At 50.5% G+C, this 18,646-nt stretch carries 18 protein-coding genes; 3 read left to right on the forward strand and 15 right to left on the reverse strand.

Going from position 1 to position 18,646, the window contains the following annotated elements; genetic code table 11:
* Positions 1-4 precede the first annotated feature (4 nt).
* From tatD to udp, 9 genes are all read right to left on the reverse strand, one after another.
* A complete protein-coding gene (gene tatD, locus MPHASIOC01_RS26140; protein WP_064596938.1) occupies positions 5-787 on the reverse strand; it encodes a 3'-5' ssDNA/RNA exonuclease TatD in 783 nt (260 codons plus the stop codon).
* A 208-nt stretch (positions 788-995) separates the two neighbouring features.
* Positions 996-1,772 (reverse strand): Sec-independent protein translocase subunit TatC, encoded by a 777-nt coding sequence (gene tatC / locus MPHASIOC01_RS26145; protein WP_064596936.1) that lies wholly within the window; start codon positions 1,770-1,772, stop codon positions 996-998.
* Positions 1,773-1,774: 2 nt separating this feature from the next.
* Positions 1,775-2,305, reverse strand: a complete 531-nt coding sequence (gene tatB, locus MPHASIOC01_RS26150; RefSeq protein ID WP_064596935.1) for a Sec-independent protein translocase protein TatB — start codon at positions 2,303-2,305, stop codon at positions 1,775-1,777.
* Between the two features lie 3 nt (positions 2,306-2,308).
* Complete coding sequence (gene tatA / locus MPHASIOC01_RS26155; RefSeq protein WP_064596933.1) at positions 2,309-2,572, reverse strand: twin-arginine translocase TatA/TatE family subunit; 264 nt, start codon at positions 2,570-2,572, stop codon at positions 2,309-2,311.
* 71 nt (positions 2,573-2,643) lie between these two features.
* On the reverse strand, positions 2,644-4,284 hold the full coding sequence (ubiB, locus tag MPHASIOC01_RS26160) for a ubiquinone biosynthesis regulatory protein kinase UbiB (protein WP_353613600.1): 1,641 nt from the start codon (positions 4,282-4,284) through the stop codon (positions 2,644-2,646).
* Positions 4,281-4,886, reverse strand: a complete 606-nt coding sequence (locus tag MPHASIOC01_RS26165) for an SCP2 domain-containing protein (RefSeq protein WP_353613601.1) — start codon at positions 4,884-4,886, stop codon at positions 4,281-4,283. The genes ubiB and MPHASIOC01_RS26165 overlap by 4 nt, the downstream gene beginning before the upstream one ends.
* A 25-nt stretch (positions 4,887-4,911) precedes the next feature.
* Positions 4,912-5,673, reverse strand: coding sequence for a bifunctional demethylmenaquinone methyltransferase/2-methoxy-6-polyprenyl-1,4-benzoquinol methylase UbiE (gene ubiE / locus MPHASIOC01_RS26170; protein ID WP_064596926.1), 762 nt, complete (start codon positions 5,671-5,673; stop codon positions 4,912-4,914).
* 112 nt (positions 5,674-5,785) lie between these two features.
* Complete coding sequence (gene rmuC / locus MPHASIOC01_RS26175; protein ID WP_064596966.1) at positions 5,786-7,174, reverse strand: DNA recombination protein RmuC; 1,389 nt, start codon at positions 7,172-7,174, stop codon at positions 5,786-5,788.
* Positions 7,175-7,369: 195 nt separating this feature from the next.
* A complete protein-coding gene (gene udp, locus MPHASIOC01_RS26180; RefSeq protein ID WP_036115512.1) occupies positions 7,370-8,131 on the reverse strand; it encodes a uridine phosphorylase in 762 nt (253 codons plus the stop codon).
* 251 nt (positions 8,132-8,382) lie between these two features.
* Here udp and MPHASIOC01_RS26185 point away from each other — a divergent pair, with 251 nt between their 5' ends.
* Positions 8,383-9,216 carry a dienelactone hydrolase family protein gene (locus tag MPHASIOC01_RS26185; protein WP_353613602.1) on the forward strand — a complete coding sequence of 278 codons (834 nt, stop codon included), beginning with the start codon at positions 8,383-8,385 and terminating at the stop codon, positions 9,214-9,216.
* Positions 9,217-9,300: 84 nt separating this feature from the next.
* On the opposite strand, the gene metE is transcribed toward MPHASIOC01_RS26185, so the two are convergent.
* Positions 9,301-11,565: a 5-methyltetrahydropteroyltriglutamate--homocysteine S-methyltransferase gene (gene metE / locus MPHASIOC01_RS26190; RefSeq protein WP_064596964.1), complete on the reverse strand. Its 2,265-nt coding sequence runs from the start codon at positions 11,563-11,565 to the stop codon at positions 9,301-9,303.
* Positions 11,566-11,669: 104 nt separating this feature from the next.
* Between metE and metR the strand changes: the two genes are divergently transcribed.
* A complete protein-coding gene (gene metR / locus MPHASIOC01_RS26195; protein WP_064596922.1) occupies positions 11,670-12,623 on the forward strand; it encodes an HTH-type transcriptional regulator MetR in 954 nt (317 codons plus the stop codon).
* Here the strand turns inward: metR and MPHASIOC01_RS26200 are convergent.
* The 3 genes from MPHASIOC01_RS26200 to pldB form a co-directional block, all read right to left on the reverse strand.
* On the reverse strand, positions 12,511-13,410 hold the full coding sequence (locus MPHASIOC01_RS26200) for a carboxylate/amino acid/amine transporter (protein ID WP_064596962.1): 900 nt from the start codon (positions 13,408-13,410) through the stop codon (positions 12,511-12,513). The genes metR and MPHASIOC01_RS26200 overlap by 113 nt on opposite strands.
* Positions 13,411-13,526: 116 nt before the next feature.
* Positions 13,527-14,327 carry a sugar/pyridoxal phosphate phosphatase YigL gene (gene yigL, locus MPHASIOC01_RS26205; protein WP_064596920.1) on the reverse strand — a complete coding sequence of 267 codons (801 nt, stop codon included), beginning with the start codon at positions 14,325-14,327 and terminating at the stop codon, positions 13,527-13,529.
* 45 nt (positions 14,328-14,372) lie between these two features.
* On the reverse strand, positions 14,373-15,368 hold the full coding sequence (gene pldB, locus MPHASIOC01_RS26210; protein ID WP_353613603.1) for a lysophospholipase L2: 996 nt from the start codon (positions 15,366-15,368) through the stop codon (positions 14,373-14,375).
* A 111-nt stretch (positions 15,369-15,479) separates the two neighbouring features.
* Here pldB and rhtB point away from each other — a divergent pair, with 111 nt between their 5' ends.
* Positions 15,480-16,100 carry a homoserine/homoserine lactone efflux protein gene (rhtB, locus tag MPHASIOC01_RS26215; protein WP_064596918.1) on the forward strand — a complete coding sequence of 207 codons (621 nt, stop codon included), beginning with the start codon at positions 15,480-15,482 and terminating at the stop codon, positions 16,098-16,100.
* A gap of 25 nt (positions 16,101-16,125) precedes the next feature.
* On the opposite strand, the gene rhtC is transcribed toward rhtB, so the two are convergent.
* Together rhtC and recQ are read right to left on the reverse strand one after the other, a co-directional pair.
* A complete protein-coding gene (gene rhtC, locus MPHASIOC01_RS26220) occupies positions 16,126-16,746 on the reverse strand; it encodes a threonine export protein RhtC (protein WP_064596916.1) in 621 nt (206 codons plus the stop codon).
* Positions 16,747-16,807: 61 nt separating this feature from the next.
* Entirely contained in the window at positions 16,808-18,637 is a 1,830-nt protein-coding gene (gene recQ, locus MPHASIOC01_RS26225; protein WP_064596914.1) for an ATP-dependent DNA helicase RecQ, read from the reverse strand.
* Positions 18,638-18,646: the final 9 nt, after the last annotated feature.

The raw sequence follows: 18,646 nt of genomic DNA on the forward strand, positions 1-18,646 counted from the left end.
GATATCAGAAACTAAGGTTAAAAACCCGTCGTACATTATTGTCTGTAGTGGCCTCAAGTTCATTCAGGTCCTCATTACGCCACCGGGCAACCTGTTGAAGAATATGTGGTAACAAACAAGGCTCATTGCGGCGAGAACGCGGTTTGGGTAACAGATCTCTGGGCAACAAATAAGGCGCATCGGTTTCCAAAAATAGCTGGCTTGCCGGAATTACCGGTAATAACTCCCGCAGTGCTAACCCCCTGCGCTCATCACATACCCACCCGGTTATTCCCAGATACATACCGTGCTTCAGGCACACATCGGCCTCTTGCCGGGTTCCTGTGAAACAATGCAATACTACCGCAGGCAGCTTATTCAGCCAGGGTGTTAGCAACACCATAAAGCGGTCATGCGCTTCACGGCAGTGAAGGAAAACAGGCAACTCACATTCAGCCGCGATAGCCAGTTGCGCAGAAAAAGCCCGTTCCTGATCAGGGGGAGAAGAAAAATTACGGTTAAAATCCAGCCCACATTCGCCAACAGCCACCACTTTATCTTGCCCGGCAAGGCAATAAATGCTCTCAGCCACCGCCTCATTCCAGGTACTGGCATCATGGGGATGTACACCGGCTGTTGCCCAACAATTCTTAAACTCAGTAGCACAGGTCAGCGCCTGTTCACTTTCCCGCACACTGGTTCCGGTCACTAACAAACCATGGACACCCGCACTTTGCGCACGAGAAACAACGTCAGCACGGTCTTTATCAAACTGTGGGCTGGTTAAATTAACACCGATATCGAACATAGGAGTAACCTGAAAAAACCGCCCGTTAAGGGCGGTGAGTCTGATGACAAACCTCATGTACGCACAGGCGAGAGGATGTCACCCAACAAAAAACCAGGAAAATCAATTCATTGGTTTTCGGCTGCTAACTAAAAAGAAGGAAAAACCACGCTTTTTCCTTCTTTTTCATCAATCTGACCGCCCGTTAAGGGCGGTGGCTTACATGAAATTAACTGGCGTTGTCCGCGTTGTCCGGGTCTTCGCCATCGGACATATCTTGTGGGCGTCGTTTCCCTACATAGAACCGGGAACAGAAAACGCCTATTTCAAACAACAAATACATAGGCACAGCCAGCAAGGTCTGTGAAAAGATATCAGGTGGCGTGAGCAGCATTCCCACCACAAACGCCCCAACCAGTATGTAAGGACGCTTTTTCTTCAAGTCCGCCGGGGTTGTCACACCCATCCAGCACAACAGGACAATCGCAACAGGGACTTCAAATGCCACACCAAACGCCATGAAGAGTGACATGACAAAATCAAGATAATTCGTGATATCCGTTGATATCACGACCCCTGCGGGTGCGGTTCGTGTCAGAAAGCCAAATGCGAGGGGAAAGACCACAAAATAGGCAAAGGCCATGCCAATATAGAACAAAAAAGTGCTGGAAATAAGCAATGGCACCACAAGACGACGCTCATGCCGGTACAGCGCTGGCGCAATAAATGCCCACACCTGGTAGAGGATAACGGGTGCTGACAAAATCACCGACACCATAATTGTCAGCTTGATGGGGGTGAAAAAAGGTGATGCGACATCTGTTGCAATCATGCTCGCACCATGCGGCATCTGCTTAATTAATGGCGCAGAAATCAGTTGATAGATGTCATTAGAAAAATAGACCAGCGCGAGAAAGATGACCAGCACAGCAATCATACAATTCAGCAGGCGCTTGCGAAGCTCTATCAGATGACTAATCAGCGGTTGGGTATCATCGACTGCCATAGTTACCCTTTCTTGTTCGATACGGAAGACACTGAAGCTTCATCGCTGGTTTTACCGGCCACCGCTTCAGCCTCACGCCCATCAGAAGAGTGTGCAGGCACTGCAGAAAGCTGCGATGTCGCCGTTTCCTGGAGCGAGCCTTGCTCAGTTGATGAAGATGCTGTTTCATCCTGCACTGCCTGTTGCTTCGCAGGGTTACCGATGGTGTTTTCTTCATCACTGCGTTTTTCAGGATCAGGATGGCTGTAGGAGCGTTTCATTGATTCAGCCGCTGCACGCAGCTCATCCATAGAAGATTTCAGTTCAGGCGTCAGGTTGTCCATGCTCGCCTTTTCAACTTTTTTCAGGCTGTCCTGAAACTCCTGAAGTTTTAACTCCTGCGCCAACTCGTTTTGCACAGTTGAGGCGAGCGAACGCAACGCCCGAACCCAACCCGCAACTGTTTTCACAGCAACAGGCAGGCGTTCAGGCCCAAGCACAACCAGACCAATTATAAAAATCAGTAATAACTCGCCAAAACCAATATCGAACACTGTTTACACCTGCTCTTTATCGCTCTTTTTCTGTTCGTCTTTCATTTTCTCGTCAGTTTTTTCTGACAAGTTCCTGGTGGTGAAATCGGCATCAGGTGCGGATTTCGTTTTGTCGCCTTTGTCATCATCGTCATCATTCATTGCTTTTTTAAAGCCTTTGATGGATGCGCCAAGATCAGAACCCAAAGAGCTGAGTTTCCTGGTGCCAAACAGCAACACAACAATGACAACGATTATCAATAATTGCCAGATACTAATACCACCCATAATGTTCCTCAGAGACGAAAAATGAAGTCCGGCCTCGCACACGCGGAGCCTACGCTTTCATAATGAAAAAATCAGGTAGTACGCCACCAGCCCACAAGCCATGTAGCGATGCCACCTACCATTAGCCATGCGGGCATCATACCCCAGTCAGGCCGATTAATTAGCAACAGCGTACCACTGACAATCAGTGTTGCACCAATGCCAAACAAATATCGCGACTGCCCCTGACGTACCCGATTATCGTGCAATTCACGGGAAATCTTATCCATGCTGTGCTGTAAATGCCGCCCCTGGCGCAAACTTTCATAAAAAAGCTCCGGGAGTTCAGGCATTTTTTCTACCCAAAACGGCGCTTTCTCTTTGAATGCCCTGACCAGTGCGGGAATACCCACCTGGTCTTTTATCCAGGATTCAAGGAACGGCTTTGCCGTTTTCCACAAGTCGAGTTGTGGGTATAGTTGCCGCCCGACACCTTCTACATATAACAGGGTTTTCTGTAACAGCACCAATTGCGGCTGTACTTCCATATTGAACCGCCGGGCTGTATTAAACAGATTGAGTAATACATGGCCGAAGGAAATTTCCGCCAGCGGCTTTTCAAAAATAGGCTCACAAACGGTACGGATGGCAAACTCAAACTCTTCCACGTTGGTATCTGGCGGAACCCATCCTGAATCCACATGCAATTCAGCTACCTTGCGGTAATCACGGTTAAAAAATGCGATAAAGTTTTCAGCCAGATAGCGTTTGTCATCTTTATTCAGCGACCCCACAATTCCACAATCAATACCTATGTACTGCGGGTTTTCCGGATGCTCGTAACTTACAAAAATATTGCCCGGATGCATATCTGCATGAAAGAAACTGTCGCGAAAAACCTGAGTAAAAAAGACCTGAACCCCACGTTCAGCCAGCAGCTTCATGTTGGTGCCATTTTTTTCCAGGGCCGCAACATCTGAGACCGGTATCCCATAAATACGTTCCATAACCAGCATATTCTCGCTGCAGTAGTCTGAATAAACCTCAGGAACGTACAGCATCGGGCTGTTTTCAAAATTACGTCGTAACTGAATACCATTGGCGGCTTCCCGCAATAAATTCAGTTCATCCATTAACGTTTTTTCGTATTCGCGTACGACTTCGGTGGGGCGCAACCTGCGCCCGTCCGGCATCAGGCGCGGTACCCAACGCGCCAGGCGGTAGATAAGCCGGATATCGGCTTTAATAACAGGCAGGATATCCGGACGGATAACCTTAATCACCACTTCTTTGCCGTTGTCTTTCAGGCGTGCGGTATGCACCTGCGCAATGGACGCAGACGCAAGAGGTTCAACAGCAAAATCATCAAACCAGGTTTCCACCGGAATATCGCCCATCGCCTTTTCGATTTGCTGCTGCGCAAGGTGACCATCAAAGGGAGCGACACGGTCTTGCAACAGGGCCAGTTGATCGGCAATCGCGGGGGGAAACAGATCCCTGCGAGTGGATAGCATCTGACCAAACTTTATCCAGACAGGGCCAAGCTCCTGTAACGCCAGGCGCAGGCGCTCACCAAGCGACAAATCTTTATGCCGGTTTGGCAACCAGAACAATAAACGCCGCCATAAACGCAGAGGCAACGTAATGCGCATTTTGGGGATAAGTTCATCAAGACCGTAAGTCAGAAAAGTACGAATGATGAAGTACAGGCGGCGAATCTCACCGGGCGTCATTTGGCCTCCAGTTTCTCAAGCCGCTGACTCAGGTTTTCAACAGCAGTATTCAGTGCTTGTGCTTCTTCAGTAAACCACGCAACTTCAAGAGAGCCAGGCGCCAGACGCCATTCCTCAGTGATAGCCTGAGATACATTCTGGTGCTGGCGAACCAGTTGTTGCTTCAAAAATTGACCGCCATTACGTACAACCCTGCTCAGGCCTTCTGCGACGACATCTCCCGTCCAGGGAGCCAGCATTTCTGCCGGGTCAATTTCAGCCAGGTCAAGTAACGCCACCATACTCTGTACCACCTGGATATCTCCCTGAACCTCAAGATCCCCCTGGCGAATCAGCCGGGTTAGTTGGCTACGATCTTGCAGTGAGGGTAAAACCGATAACCGTGTTACCACCGTGCAATCGACTTCACCATCCCACTGCGCCACGACATCCAGTTGTTGCTCACTGAAAACCATAACAAGAGGGGCATTCAGTTCCTGAAGGATAATACGCAATACTTTCCCGTATAAACGCTGGCGGGCCGCCCTGAGCGCTTTATCCTGCCAGAGCAGCTTATTCAGTGCAGTTTCAATCCCTGCTGTCATCAATGGCATAAATGGCATCCTGCGCCTCCTGTCAGGCCTTTCTTCAGAATTTATAGCCGCGATGCAGTGCGACAATTCCGCCAGTCATATTGAAATAAGTGACGTTTTCAAACCCTGCCTCTTCCATCATGCCCTTCAGTGTTTCCTGATCAGGATGCATGCGAATAGACTCAGCCAGATAGCGGTAACTTTCCGAATCATGAGCAACTAATTCTCCAATCCGCGGCAGGACGTGGAAAGAATACGCGTCATAAGCCTTACTGAGCGGTTTGAGAATGGGTTTAGAAAACTCCAGCACCAGCAACCGCCCGCCGGGTTTCAGAACCCGAAACATCGAGCGTAACGCTTTGTCTTTATCTGTCACATTACGCAACCCAAAAGAGATGGTGATGCAGTCAAAGGTGTTGTCCGGGAATGGCAGCGCTTCAGCGTTGGCCTGAACATACTCAACATTACCGACAATGCCGAGGTTACGCAGCTTCTCACGCCCCATTTTCAACATGGAGTCATTAATATCTGCCAGCACTACTTTGCCGCTTTCGCCAACCAGTCGCGAGAATTTGGCAGCGAGGTCGCCGGTACCACCCGCTAAATCGAGCACACACTGCCCGCGCCTTACACCACTGCAATCAATCGTGAAGCGCTTCCATATGCGATGAATACCAAAGGACATCAGATCGTTCATCAGGTCATATTTTGACGCTACCGAATGAAAAACCTGCGCGACCATATCCGCCTTTTGTTCTGTCGCTACGGTACGATAACCGAAATGCGTAGTATCTTTTGAATCAGATTCATCAGCCATCTTAGTGCCTGCCCATCCTAAAAAAGAGTGTGAAGTGTAACAGATTGCGCAATATTGCTCTAAACCTCAAACCTGGTAGCGAAATGCCACCAGGCGATTGTTATTGCGCCTGTCAGGGCGGTAGTGGCGTATCCTGCCGTGATGCCACACTGGCATCAGTATCTTCCTGGCGTGCCTGTTCAGTTAGTTCAGGATTTATCTCACGCTTGATTTCTACCCCTAACTCACGGAATGAATCTGCCTGAACCAGCAAATTCCCGCGCCCATGAGCTAATTTTTTCATTGCCTGGTGATAATTGTCCTGGGCTTTGTTAAGGCTTTGCCCTATCGCCATCATATCATCAACAAAGAGGCGCATTTTGTCATACAACCGGCTTGCACGCTCAGCGATTTGTTGGGCATTGCGGCTTTGATGCTCATAGCGCCAAAGATTCGCTATCGTGCGCAATGCCACCAACAGCGTTGTCGGACTGACCAGCATAATATTATTGCGCAAAGCTTCACTAATCAGCTCTGGCTGACGGTCTATTGCCAACAAAAAAGCGGGCTCCACCGGAATAAACATCAGCACATAATCCAGCGAGCGTAAACCAGGAAGTTGTTGGTAATCTTTTCGGCCCAGCAGACGAATATGGTTACGTATTGCCGCAATATGTTCATTAAGCGCCGCTTCCCGGGCAACATCGTCATCGGCATTAAAATAGCGCTCATAGGCCACCAGCGTCATTTTGGCGTCTATCACCACATCTTTATTTTGCGGCAGGCGCACAATTACATCAGGCTGCATACGGCTGTGGTTATCTAATGTGACACTGACCTGGGTTTCATATTCAGCCCCTTCCCGCAAGCCGGATGCTTCCAGAACACGGGCCAGCACAACTTCGCCCCAGTTCCCCTGGGTTTTATTATCGCCTTTCAGTGCCCGGGTAAGGTTGACGGCTTCTTGCGTCATCTTCTCATTGAGTTGCTGTAGCTGCCGAATTTCATGGGTCAGAGTGTGCCGCTCGCGGGCTTCAGCGCCAAAATTTTCCTGGACCTGCCGGCGAAAGCCATCCAGTTGTTCCCGCAATGGTGCCAGCAGGCCCGATAAACTCTGGCGGTTCTGCTCATCCATACGTTGGTGGCTTTGAGAAAAAATACGGTTAGCCAGGTTTTCAAATTGTTCACTCAGGCGTTGTTCACTGTTGATCATCTGCCGGTGTTTATCTTCCGTATGTAAACGGTTTTCTTCCAGCCTGGTTGCCATTTCACGCAGGTCTGCCTCCTGAATACGGTTAATATCCAGTTGATTGCGTAACTCCTGATTCAGTTGTTCGTATTCTTCTTGCCAGTGCTGGCTTTGCACCAGTTGTTGGCGGGTTGCCATGAGTTCACCGTAAACATCACGATGCGCAGCCTGTTCTTCTGCCATATGCCGTGCTGCACGCAAACTGGCAAGCAACCACCCCGTTAAGCCACCAACAGCTAATCCGCCCGCAAGGAAAAACCAGGTAAATGCCACACTCCCTCCCACCTGAAAATCTGAGCCCACTAAAATTCTGCTGTATAAATGTCCAGATTAAAAGGTTTTATGGTGCCTGATAGCAATCCAGAGGTGATTTGGCTGTTTTTTGGCCGTTCAGGAGAGAGGATGACAATAAACAAGGGAGCATGAGATAAACCAGCGGAGGGTTCCCCGCTGGCGTATTGGCAATAATCAGAGCAGGCGACGCGCAGCCTCTACCACGATTTTCACCGCATGGCTTTCCGTTTGTTTCATGGTTTCCGCATTGGGGATTTCTTGCTGAGTGCGGTTAACAATGACACCAGCAACCATCCCGGCGCGTAAACCCTGGCTGGCACACATGGTCAGCAGCGTCGCGGATTCCATTTCGTAGTTCATGACACCCATTTGTTGCCACTCTTCCATAGAGCCTTTAAATCGGCTGACAACACGCCCGGAAAACGTGTCATAGCGTTCCTGGCCTGGGTAAAAAGTATCAGACGATGCAGTCACGCCGATATGCGTAGTCGCGCCAACAGCTTTGGCTGCTTCAACTAATGCAGTGGTGCAGGCAAAATCCGCCACTGCCGGATACTCCATCGGTGCGAAATGCAGGCTTGCACCATCAAGGCGAACAGATGCCGTTGTGACTAAAACATCGCCCACATTGATATGTGGCTGAATAGCACCTGTGGTCCCTACACGCAGGAAGGTGCGAATACCCAGTTGAGCCAGTTCTTCAACAGCAATAGAGGTAGACGGACCACCGATGCCAGTGGAGCAAACAATGACCGATTTCCCCGCTAACTCCGCTCGCCATGACGTAAATTCACGGTGTGCAGCCAGTTTTACCGGGTTATCCATTAATGCGGCTATTTTTTCCACCCGCTCAGGGTCGCCCGGAACAATCGCCAGTGTTGCGCCCTGTAAATCCGCTTTGGTAAGCCCAAGATGAAACACGTCAGACCTGGACATAAATCACTCCTCTTTGAGTCAATGTTCGGGTGAAGTAAAGCTGTACTCTACTGAAGTCTCTGGTTTTAAAAAGTGATAATAGTCACTATAAAAAGTGATTATTGCATCATGTTGCTTTTAACTTGAGACATTAATCACAAGTTAAAATTGAAGCAGTCAGAAAATTTGTTTTAATTACACTTTTTGCACACTGCCAGCACACCCTTGTACAGCTATAGTTAAGTTTATGCGCTATTCACACGGAGATTGCGATGACAGAAAAAAAGACAACCCCGCCGGCCAATAACCAATTCGCACCTGCGGTATCCCCGGTCACATCCACCGTTATTCATACCAGCGATGAAGGCCTGCATACGGGCGAAACGACTATAGCAACCCAGGGTGAAAACATGCCTGCCTGGTATGCGCGGCCACAGAACATTGCGGCACCTTTGCCTGTTGTCATTGTGGTACAAGAGATCTTCGGCGTGCATGAACATATTAAAGATGTCTGCAGACGTCTGGCGCACCTCGGGTATCTGGCTGTTGCCCCAGAACTCTATTTCCGCCAGGGCTGTCCGAATGAGTACACTGAGATCAGTGCATTGCTTCGCGATTTGGTGAGTAAAGTACCGGATGCGCAGGTGCTGGCAGATTTGGATCATGTAGCCAGTTGGGCAGGCAAGAATCATGGCGATCTGCACCGTTTGTTTATTACAGGATTTTGCTGGGGTGGCCGTATTTGCTGGCTGTACGCTGCACATAATCCCCAACTTAAAGCTGCTGTGGCCTGGTATGGTCGTCTGGTTGGCGCACACACACTGACATCACCTCAACACCCGGTTGATGTTACTGCACACCTTAGCGCTCCTGTTTTGGGCTTGTATGGCGGCAAAGATGACGGCATCCCGCTCGATAGCGTAGAAACCATGCGCCAGGCATTGCGTGCGGCAAATGCGAAAGCAGAAATCGTGGTTTACCCGGAAGCGGGGCACGCATTTAACGCCGACTACCGTCCCAGCTACCACCAGGCGTCAGCACAGGATGGCTGGGAAAGAATGCTTGCCTGGTTCACGGCGTATGATAAAAGCAAAATAGGCGGCTAACGTGATAAAAAGACGAGGAAAGGCCAGAAGCCTTTCCTTTTTCATTGCTGGTCACTAATTGCAGGCCACACTTAAATGGATTGATTAACCGGACTGGCGCAGGTTACGGGCAGCCTCTACCATATTTGCCAGTGCTGCGCGGGTTTCTTGCCAGCCCCGCGTTTTCAGCCCGCAATCCGGGTTTACCCACAACCGTTCAGCCGGAATATAACGGGCGGCTTTCTTCAGCAAATTTTCTATCCAGGCAACATCAGGTACATTAGGTGAATGAATATCATACACACCAGGCCCAATTTCGTTCGGGTATTCAAACTCTTCAAAGGATTCAAGCAGTTCCATATCAGAACGTGATGTCTCGATAGTAATGACATCCGCATCCAGTGCCGCAATGGAATCCATGATGTCATTAAATTCGCAGTAACACATGTGGGTATGAATCTGTGTTTCGTCTTTAGCAACCGCGGCGTTCAGGCGAAATGCTTCCACGGCCCATGTCAAATAAGCCTGCCAGTCACTCTGGCGCAGCGGCAAACCTTCCCGCAATGCAGGCTCATCTATCTGAATAATGCCAATACCTGCCGCTTCCAGGTCTGCCACTTCATCACGCAGAGCCAGGGCAATTTGTTTAGCAATCGTTTCGCGGCTGACATCTTCGCGAGGGAATGACCAACATAAGATTGTGACCGGACCGGTCAGCATGCCTTTCATTGGTTTATCTGTTAATGACTGAGCATATTTGGCCCACTCAACCGTGATGGGGGACGGGCGGCTGACATCGCCAGTCACGACAGGCGGTTTTACACAGCGCGAACCATAACTTTGTACCCACCCGTTTTGGGTGAAGGCAAAGCCATCAAGATGCTCGCCAAAATACTCAACCATATCATTACGTTCTGCCTCACCGTGCACCAGCACGTCCAACCCCAAACGTTCCTGCTCCTGCACCGCCTGGCGGATATGCTCCGCAATACTGGTACGGTAGTTGCCCGCATCCAAACGTCCCTGTTTGAAATCCAGACGCAGACCACGAATCTCTTTTGTCTGCGGAAATGACCCAATTGTGGTGGTCGGCCAGGCAGGCAAATTGAAATGTGCACGCTGCAGCTGAGCACGTTTTGCGTACGCGCTGGCTCGCTGGCTATCCTGTTCACCAATAGTGGCAAGGCGTTCAGCAACAGCCTGGTTATGCACACGGCGAGAATCAGATCGGGCCTGAATCGGGGTACTCCATTCAACCAGATTACGGGTATCACCACTGTTTAGCGCATGGGCAAGTAACGCCAGCTCTTCACATTTTTGTACCGCGAAGGCAAACCAACTTTTCACTTCAGCGTCAAGACGGGTTTCAACACGCAGGTCAATGGGGCTGTGCAGTAAAGAACAAGAAGAGGCAACCCATAGAGGGCGCTGGCCAGCAATACCTTTAAGTTGCTGGTATTTTTGTGTTAAGTCAGCGCGCCAGACATTACGCCCGTTAATAACACCGGCAGACAATAACCAGTCTGATGGCAGTTTGCGGTGTAATTCTGTCACATCATCATGGCCGTGAACCAAATCGACATGCACCCCTTGTACAGGTAATGCCGTGATAGTATCGAGGTTAGGAGTGATACCTTCAAAATAGGTAGTCAGCAGTAATTTGACCCGGCCACTCAGCGCCTGATAAGCCGGTTTAAATGCCTCCAGCCATGCCTTTGGCAATTCCAGAACCAGAGCGGGCTCATCAATTTGTACCCACTCAATACCACGTTTCGCGAGTTCATCGAGTACTTGTTGATAGACAGGCAGGATATCCTTTAACAACGATAAACGATCGAAAGCTTCACCCTTCACTTTACCCAACCACAGATAAGTCACAGGCCCCAGCAATACGGGTTTTACCTTGTGGTTGAGTGCCAGCGCTTCATCAACCTCATCCAACAGTTGTGTCCAGCCCAGGTGAAATGACTGCCCCAGGGTAAATTCCGGCACCATATAGTGGTAGTTGGTATTAAACCACTTGGTCATTTCTGCGGCGGCGGCAGGTTCCCCCGTTGGCGCCCGTCCACGGCCAATACGGAATAAGGTGTCGATATCAATACTACCATCGGCGTTTTGGTGGCGTGCAGGGACATTACCCAGCAACAGGCTGGTACCCAGGACATGGTCGTACCAGGCGAAATCGCCAACAGGAAGTATGTTGATACCGGCATCACTTTGTTGTTGCCAGTGACGAGCACGTAATTCACGCCCGGCTTCGAACAATGCTTCACGGCTCAGGGCGCCAGCCCAATAACTTTCCTGTGCTTTTTTTAGTTCGCGTCGCAGGCCAATACGCGGAAAACCGAGGGTATGGTTGAGGACAGTCATTTTTTCTTTCTCCATTTAGCCATCCAGATGTTTACACATCTATATTCCGCAGGTACTGTATATTCCTCAAGCGCAAAATCCTCAAGGCGAAGTGAAGGACTTTCATGATCGAGATAAAACACCTGAGAACCCTGCAGGCACTCCGCAGTAGTGGGTCACTGGCCGCTGCTGCTGCCGTCCTGCACCAGACGCAATCGGCCCTTTCTCACCAGTTCAGCGATCTGGAGCAACGGCTCGGGTTTCGGCTGTTTATCCGTAAAAGCCAGCCTCTGCGTTTCACTCCCCAGGGTGAAATTCTGTTACAACTTGCCGCACAGGTGTTGCCACAAATTCAGCAGGCGCTGCAGGATTGCCATGAGCCGCAACAGAGCACATTGCGCATTGCGATTGAATGCCATAGCTGCATACAGTGGTTGACCCCCGCTCTGGAACATTTCCACAAACTGTGGCCACAGGTAGAGATGGATTTTAAATCCGGCGTGACTTTCGACCCGCAACCCGCCTTGCAGCAAAGTGAGCTGGATATCGTGCTGACCTCCGATATTCTGCCACGTAGCGATCTGCATTATTCGCCGATGTTTGATTATGAAGTGCGCCTGGTTCTGGCTGCAGATCACCCACTGGCGGGGAAAGCCCGAATCAGCCCGGAAGACCTGGCGCGTGAAACACTGTTAATTTACCCGGTACAGCGCCAGCGCCTTGATGTCTGGCGTCATTTTCTGCAGCCAGCAGGCATCAGCCCCTCTCTGAAGAGTGTGGATAATACTTTGCTGCTTATTCAGATGGTGGCAGCCCGCATGGGGATTGCAGCCTTGCCACACTGGGTAGTGGAAAGTTTTGAACGCCAGAACCTGGTCGTAACCCGAACTCTGGGCGAAGGTTTATGGAGCCGGTTGTACGCTGCCGTGCGGGACGGAGAACAGCGCCAACCGGTTATCGAAGCGTTTATTCGATCGGCGCGCCAGCACGCCTGCGACCACCTGCCGTTTGTGAGGAATGCGGAACGACCCAGCGCCGATGCACCCACAGGGAAGCCAGAATCACTGCTGCGCCAGTAAGAAAACTGCTCCAGCGGGGCTGCTGTTGCCAGATAGCCAGGTTAACCAGCAGCCCGGCCGGGATATGCACATTGTTCATAATGCCAAGCGTTCCCGCATCCACCTGCGTTGCGCCATAATTCCACATAAAATATCCCAGCCCGGATGCAGCCACACCCAGCCAGACCAGTATGCCCCACTGTAGAGAGGTCTCTGGTAATTTATTTGGGTTACCCAATGTAAACCAGGCGATAACCGCCACAATCAGTGCCCCCAAATAAAACCAGGAAATGGCACTGTGCTGCGGCATTGGGTGTACTTCCATCAGGCGTTTGTAACCCACCATGCCAATGGCAAAACTGATATTGGCAAGTTGCACCAGTAACAGGCCGAGCCAGAAGTGATCACTCAGTTTGCCGTAACGAATAATCGCAGCACCGGCCACTGCCAGCAACGCGCTCAGCGCATAGCCCCAGCGCAACTTGCGGTGGCTCAGCACATCGTATATCAGCGTGACATACAGTGGAGTGAAGATGGTAAATAGCAGGAATTCTGACACTGTAAGGTAGAGATAAGCCCGGAAGCTGAACAGATACATCACGCCCAGTTGCATGGCGCCAACCAGCATATAGGACAATAACGTGCGCCATTTTTGCCCGCAGGTTCGCAGAAAAGGCAAAAAAACCAGTGCAGCCAGGCCAATACGCATCAGAACAGAAAAATAGCTGTCAACATGACCGGCGAGGTACTCGCCTATCAGGCTGAAGGAAAAAGCCCACAAAATAGTGGTGATTATCAGTAAGATCACGGCATATTGGCTCATAATGAAACGAACCAATATTTTAGCGAGACAGGCAGTTGCGCGCCCAACTATTTAGTTTACGAGTGGTTAAAATAAAACCACTCGTTAGTTAACTGCCGTTCTCAGGAGAGAAATAATTTCCGCAGATAATGCGGTACAGCATCAGTTACGTTGGTTCCAATCACTTCCAGTTCGGGCAACAAGTCTTTCAGGCGCTGATGAGCATTTCCCATGATGCAGCCTTTCCCGGCCATAGAGAGCATCTCTTTGTCATTCATGCCGTCGCCAAACGCGATACAGTCTTTTAACTGGTAGCCCATCGCCTTCGCAACCGCTTCCAGCGCATGGCCTTTTGAGACACCACCTGCCATCACTTCAAGGCAAGTAACGGTTGAGAAACTGACATTTACCCGGTCGCCCCAGCGGGCATTAATGGCCTGCTCCAGTGGCAGTAACTTCTCGTGGGAATCACAAGTAAAGAACACTTTGCTGACGCCATCGGTTTCCAGCATTCCTGGCTGGAATAGCTGGTAGTTAAATACGGCCTCACGAAAATACACCATATCTTCTGGCCGTGGCTGGCTGATAAACCATTCATCACCACGATAAACATTGGTGGTAATGTCTTTATTCCCTGCAACTATTCCGTACAAATCGCCAGCAATGTCCCGGTCTAAATCATGGGCGAATACCTGATTACCCTGGCTATCGTGCACCCGGGCACCATTGGACGTAATCATATACGACTGAATACCCAGGTTATCCCTAATCTGGCTGACATCAATATGGTGCCGCCCGGTAGCGAAAATAAAGTGGATATCCTGGTTTACCAGTAGCTTTAATGTCTCTTTGGCAAATGCCGTGAGCCTGTGCTCAGGCGATAACAATGTGCCGTCTAAATCCGACGCGACAACATGGTACATAGGCGATTCTACCTCTGGTGAAAATAACGTTAAGGCCTCATGCCTTTAATCTGCATACCGTGTAAAAAAATCCACAATGGCATGCAATGCAACAGCGCGCATATCGTCCTTTTCAAACAGGATCTCATGATACGCACCTTCTATGACGTAAGGTTTTCCCCCCTCACATGGGTGGCCCGCCGCGGCTCTAATTTCACAGAACTTATCGTGCATCCGGTTATCCACAACACGATCCTGTTCTGCCTGCAGGAGCAATACCGGCGTGGTCATAGCAGTGGCCTCTGCCAAAACCTGTTCACCTGCAAGGATACCTTCCCGCACCCAATGGTAAGTTGGGCCACCCACACGTAACCGCGGATCATCGGCATATAAACGCAGATTACGGCGGTAACGCTCAGGACTGTGGGTTAATGTATTCATTACAAAGGGCAGCGGTTGCCAGCGCCCGGTTCCCATCGCGTAACCTTCACTGATTTTTGGGTAACCTTCCGCCCAGTCAAGGATATGCCTCACCATCCAGTCTGGCAGGCGAATAACAATGCCAAACATTGGAGCGCATAACGCTACGGCATCACAAGCCTGTGGATTTTGGCTTAAGAACAGCGCCGTAATCGCGCCTCCCATCGAGTGCGCCAGAATAAAACGTTTTTTCCACGGACCCGGAGCGACTTCCTGCTGCCAGAATGACGTTAAATCATCGACATAATCACTAAAATTCACCACATGACCACGATGAGGATCGTCCAGCATCCGCCCGGATCTGCCCTGCCCACGATGATCAATGATTAATACGTCAAAGCCACAATGAAACAGATCCCAGGCAACTTCAGCGTATTTCACATAGCTTTCAATTCGCCCGGGACAGATAACCACCACCTGATGATGTTTTTTACTGCGGAAGCGGACATAGCGAATGGGAACACCTTCAACCCCTGCGAGCTCGCATTCTTCACGCTGCTGCCAGAAATCATTTAGTGGACCCACAGCAAAAGCAGCAAAGGCTTTTTCCCTTTCGGTCCACTCATTTTTGTGCTTTTTCATAGCAAGCATCAGCACCTTTCAATAGTGGAATAGCACTTTTTTTGTGAGCCGTAGCGCAACACCTGACAATGGCGTATTGTGACATAAAAGTGTGCTGATCAGGAATGCAGGATGAATCTCGAGTGGTGGTTTACCTATTTTATTACAACGATAATTTTAAGTTTATCGCCAGGGTCTGGCGCAATTAATACCATGAGTACCGCCATGAGTCACGGTTACCGGGGGGCTGCCGCATCGATTGCCGGCCTGCAAACCGGGCTGGCGATTCATATTGTTCTGGTCGGCGTGGGTTTAGGGACGCTGTTCTCTCACTCTCTACTGGCGTTCGAAATTCTCAAATGGGCTGGTGCCGCTTACCTGGTGTGGCTGGGTATTCAGCAATGGCGCGCTGCAGGTGCGCTTGATCTGAAAGCCCTGGCGCAACAACAACCCCGGCGCAAATTGTTCCAGCGTGCGACGTTTGTCAATCTGACCAACCCCAAAAGCATTGTCTTCCTGGCTGCTCTGTTTCCACAATTTATTGTGCCGCACCAGCCGCAGGTCATGCAGTATGTGGTGTTGGGCGTAACTACCGTTGCAGTGGATATTGTGGTGATGATTGGTTATGCCACACTGGCACAACGTATTGCGGGCTGGATTAAAGGGCCACACCAGATGAAGGCGCTGAACAGAGTGTTTGGTTCACTCTTTATGCTGGTGGGCGCACTGCTTGCCAGTGCGCGCCAGGCATAATTGCATGTTAAAAAGCAGGTGCTGATTAACGGGAAATAATCAGATGGATACCGAACCCGGTAAACAAGGCACCTGCCATCCCGTCAATCCATTTAGCCAGCCGCTGGTAGCCTTGCCGCATTTTAGGTAACGCAAACAGGCTGGCGACCACAGCAAACCAGGCAAAGGTTTCTAACGCAATCAGGCAAAACAGCCCAACGCGTTCTGGTGCGCCAACACTGTCACCAAGAAACAGTGAGAAAACACTCCCGAAATAGATAATGGCTTTGGGGTTAGCCAGGTTGGTTAGCAGCCCTTTCAGGAAGCTACGACCCGCCTGAGCCAGCTCAACTTGCTGTGTTGGCTCATGCGCCACTGGTTTTTTAAGTACACCCCGCAGCATCTGGAAACCCATCCAGCATAAATACAAACCACCACCCACCATAATAATGGTGTGCAGCCAGGCCATTTTTTCCAGAATAAGATGCAGGCCAAGCAGCGCCACACCTGACCAGACCATTACGCCACAGGTGATGCCCAGTACGCCCATAATGGCTTCACGGCGAGAGCGGCTGATAGCCGTTTGAGATACAAAAAAGAAATCCGGGCCAGGGCTTATCAGCGCTAAGAAATGCACCAGTGCCACGGACAGAAAAAGCATTAACATAATTTGCTCGCAGGAGAATAATCGCAGGAGGTATTATCCTGGCACGTTTCTCTGCTGCCCGCTACCAGGTTTCCCGTTCGTCCAGATGTTCACGAATCAGGGTCATAAAGGGTTGCCCAAACCGCTCGAGTTTACGCATTCCCACGCCATTTACGCTCAACATTTCCCCTGGTGAAACGGGTAACTGCTCCGCCATTTCTATCAACGTTGCATCGTTAAAGACGACATACGGTGGAATGTTTTCTTCATCGGCAATGGCTTTACGCAGCTTGCGTAATTTGGCAAACAACTTGCGGTCATAATTACCGCCAAAGGTTTTTTGGTGAGCACGCGGTTTCAGAACAGTAATACGAGGCACAGCCAGCATTAATGGCACCTCACCACGCAATACAGGCCGGGCCGCTTCAGTCAGTTGCAGAGCAGAATGGTTGGCAATGTTTTGGGTAATAAACCCCATATGGATGAGCTGGCGAATTACGCTTACCCAGTGTTCGTGGCTATGCTCACGCCCAATGCCATACACAGGCAGTTTATCGTGTTGCATATCACGAATACGCTGATTGTTGGCGCCTCGCAATACCTCCACCACATAACCCATCCCAAAACGCTGATTAACACGATAAATACAGGATAACGCTTTTTGCGCATCCACCAGGCCATCATAACGGCGTGGAGGATCCAGGCAAATATCACAGTTGCCGCATGCTTCCTGGCGACCTTCACCAAAATAATTCAACAGAACCAGGCGGCGGCAGGTTTGTGCCTCGGCAAAGGCCCCCATAGCGTTCAGTTTATGGCGTTCAATATCCTGCAACTGCCCTGCTGGTTTCTCATCCAGACAACGGCGTAGCCAGGCCATATCTGCAGGGTCGTAAAACAGCATCGCTTCCGCAGGCAGCCCATCCCGCCCGGCGCGCCCGGTTTCCTGGTAATACGACTCGATATTGCGTGGAATGTCGAAATGGACAACAAAGCGCACATTGGGTTTATTAATCCCCATACCGAAGGCTACGGTAGCCACCACAATTTGCACATCATCGCGCTGGAACTTCTCCTGTACCTCTGCACGCACACTATTTTCCAGCCCGGCATGGTAGGCACGCGCGCTTATTCCACGGCTTTGCAGGCGGGCTGCTGTGTCTTCCACTTTTGCCCGGCTGTTGCAGTAAATAATGCCGGATTTTCCCCGTTGCTCCTGAACATACCGCAGCAGTTGGTCAAGCGGCTTGAACTTCTCCATTAACATGTAGCGAATATTCGGCCGGTCAAAACTGCTCACCTGGATAAGCGGGTCATCCAGCCCCAATAAACGCGCAATATCAAGCCGGGTGGTATCGTCTGCCGTGGCCGTCAACGCCATAAACGGCACACCAGGAAGACGCTGGCGCAGTTGCCCAAGGGCTGCATATTCCGGGCGGAAATCGTGCCCCCATTGGGAAATACAGTGGGCTTCATCAACTGCCAGCATGACTGGGTTCCAGCGAGCCAGGTGGTCGAGGAAGTTATCCATCATCAGGCGTTCTGGGGCGATATACAGCAGGCGTATTTGCCCGTTTCTGCACCCATCGATAACCTGTTGTTGGTCTTCACGGCTTAATGAGGAATTCAGGCAGGCAGCGGCAACCCCGTTGGCGCACAGTTGATCCACCTGATCTTTCATCAAAGAGATAAGCGGAGAGACAACCAGCGTCAACCCGCCAAGCACCAGCGCAGGAATTTGGTAACAGAGGGATTTTCCCCCGCCGGTCGGCATAACGACCAGACAGTCACGGCCCTGAAGTGCCGTATTAATAATGGTTTGCTGGCCCGGACGAAACTGTTGGTAGCCAAAGGTCTCCTGTAACACTTGTTGTGCCAGTGACTCCCGATTCATCATTTCCGCCTGCGCCACACTCACTCC

The organism is Mangrovibacter phragmitis, assembly GCF_040429585.1.
GTDB lineage: Bacteria > Pseudomonadota > Gammaproteobacteria > Enterobacterales > Enterobacteriaceae > Mangrovibacter > Mangrovibacter phragmitis.

Excerpts from the sequence above, each read along its gene's own strand:
- ubiB (WP_353613600.1), bottom strand. The coding sequence starts at position 4,284 with ATGACGCCCGGTGAGATTCGCCGCCTGTACTTCATCATTCGTACTTTT.
- ubiE (WP_064596926.1), bottom strand. The coding sequence starts at position 5,673 with ATGGCTGATGAATCTGATTCAAAAGATACTACGCATTTCGGTTATCGT.
- tatD (WP_064596938.1), bottom strand. The coding sequence starts at position 787 with ATGTTCGATATCGGTGTTAATTTAACCAGCCCACAGTTTGATAAAGAC.
- MPHASIOC01_RS26185 (WP_353613602.1), top strand. The coding sequence starts at position 8,383 with ATGACAGAAAAAAAGACAACCCCGCCGGCCAATAACCAATTCGCACCT.
- udp (WP_036115512.1), bottom strand. The coding sequence starts at position 8,131 with ATGTCCAGGTCTGACGTGTTTCATCTTGGGCTTACCAAAGCGGATTTA.
- rhtC (WP_064596916.1), bottom strand. The coding sequence starts at position 16,746 with ATGTTAATGCTTTTTCTGTCCGTGGCACTGGTGCATTTCTTAGCGCTG.
- metR (WP_064596922.1), top strand. The coding sequence starts at position 11,670 with ATGATCGAGATAAAACACCTGAGAACCCTGCAGGCACTCCGCAGTAGT.
- tatC (WP_064596936.1), bottom strand. The coding sequence starts at position 1,772 with ATGGCAGTCGATGATACCCAACCGCTGATTAGTCATCTGATAGAGCTT.
- tatA (WP_064596933.1), bottom strand. The coding sequence starts at position 2,572 with ATGGGTGGTATTAGTATCTGGCAATTATTGATAATCGTTGTCATTGTT.
- metE (WP_064596964.1), bottom strand. The coding sequence starts at position 11,565 with ATGACTGTCCTCAACCATACCCTCGGTTTTCCGCGTATTGGCCTGCGA.
- rhtB (WP_064596918.1), top strand. The coding sequence starts at position 15,480 with ATGAATCTCGAGTGGTGGTTTACCTATTTTATTACAACGATAATTTTA.
- yigL (WP_064596920.1), bottom strand. The coding sequence starts at position 14,327 with ATGTACCATGTTGTCGCGTCGGATTTAGACGGCACATTGTTATCGCCT.
- pldB (WP_353613603.1), bottom strand. The coding sequence starts at position 15,368 with ATGAAAAAGCACAAAAATGAGTGGACCGAAAGGGAAAAAGCCTTTGCT.
- MPHASIOC01_RS26165 (WP_353613601.1), bottom strand. The coding sequence starts at position 4,886 with ATGCCATTTATGCCATTGATGACAGCAGGGATTGAAACTGCACTGAAT.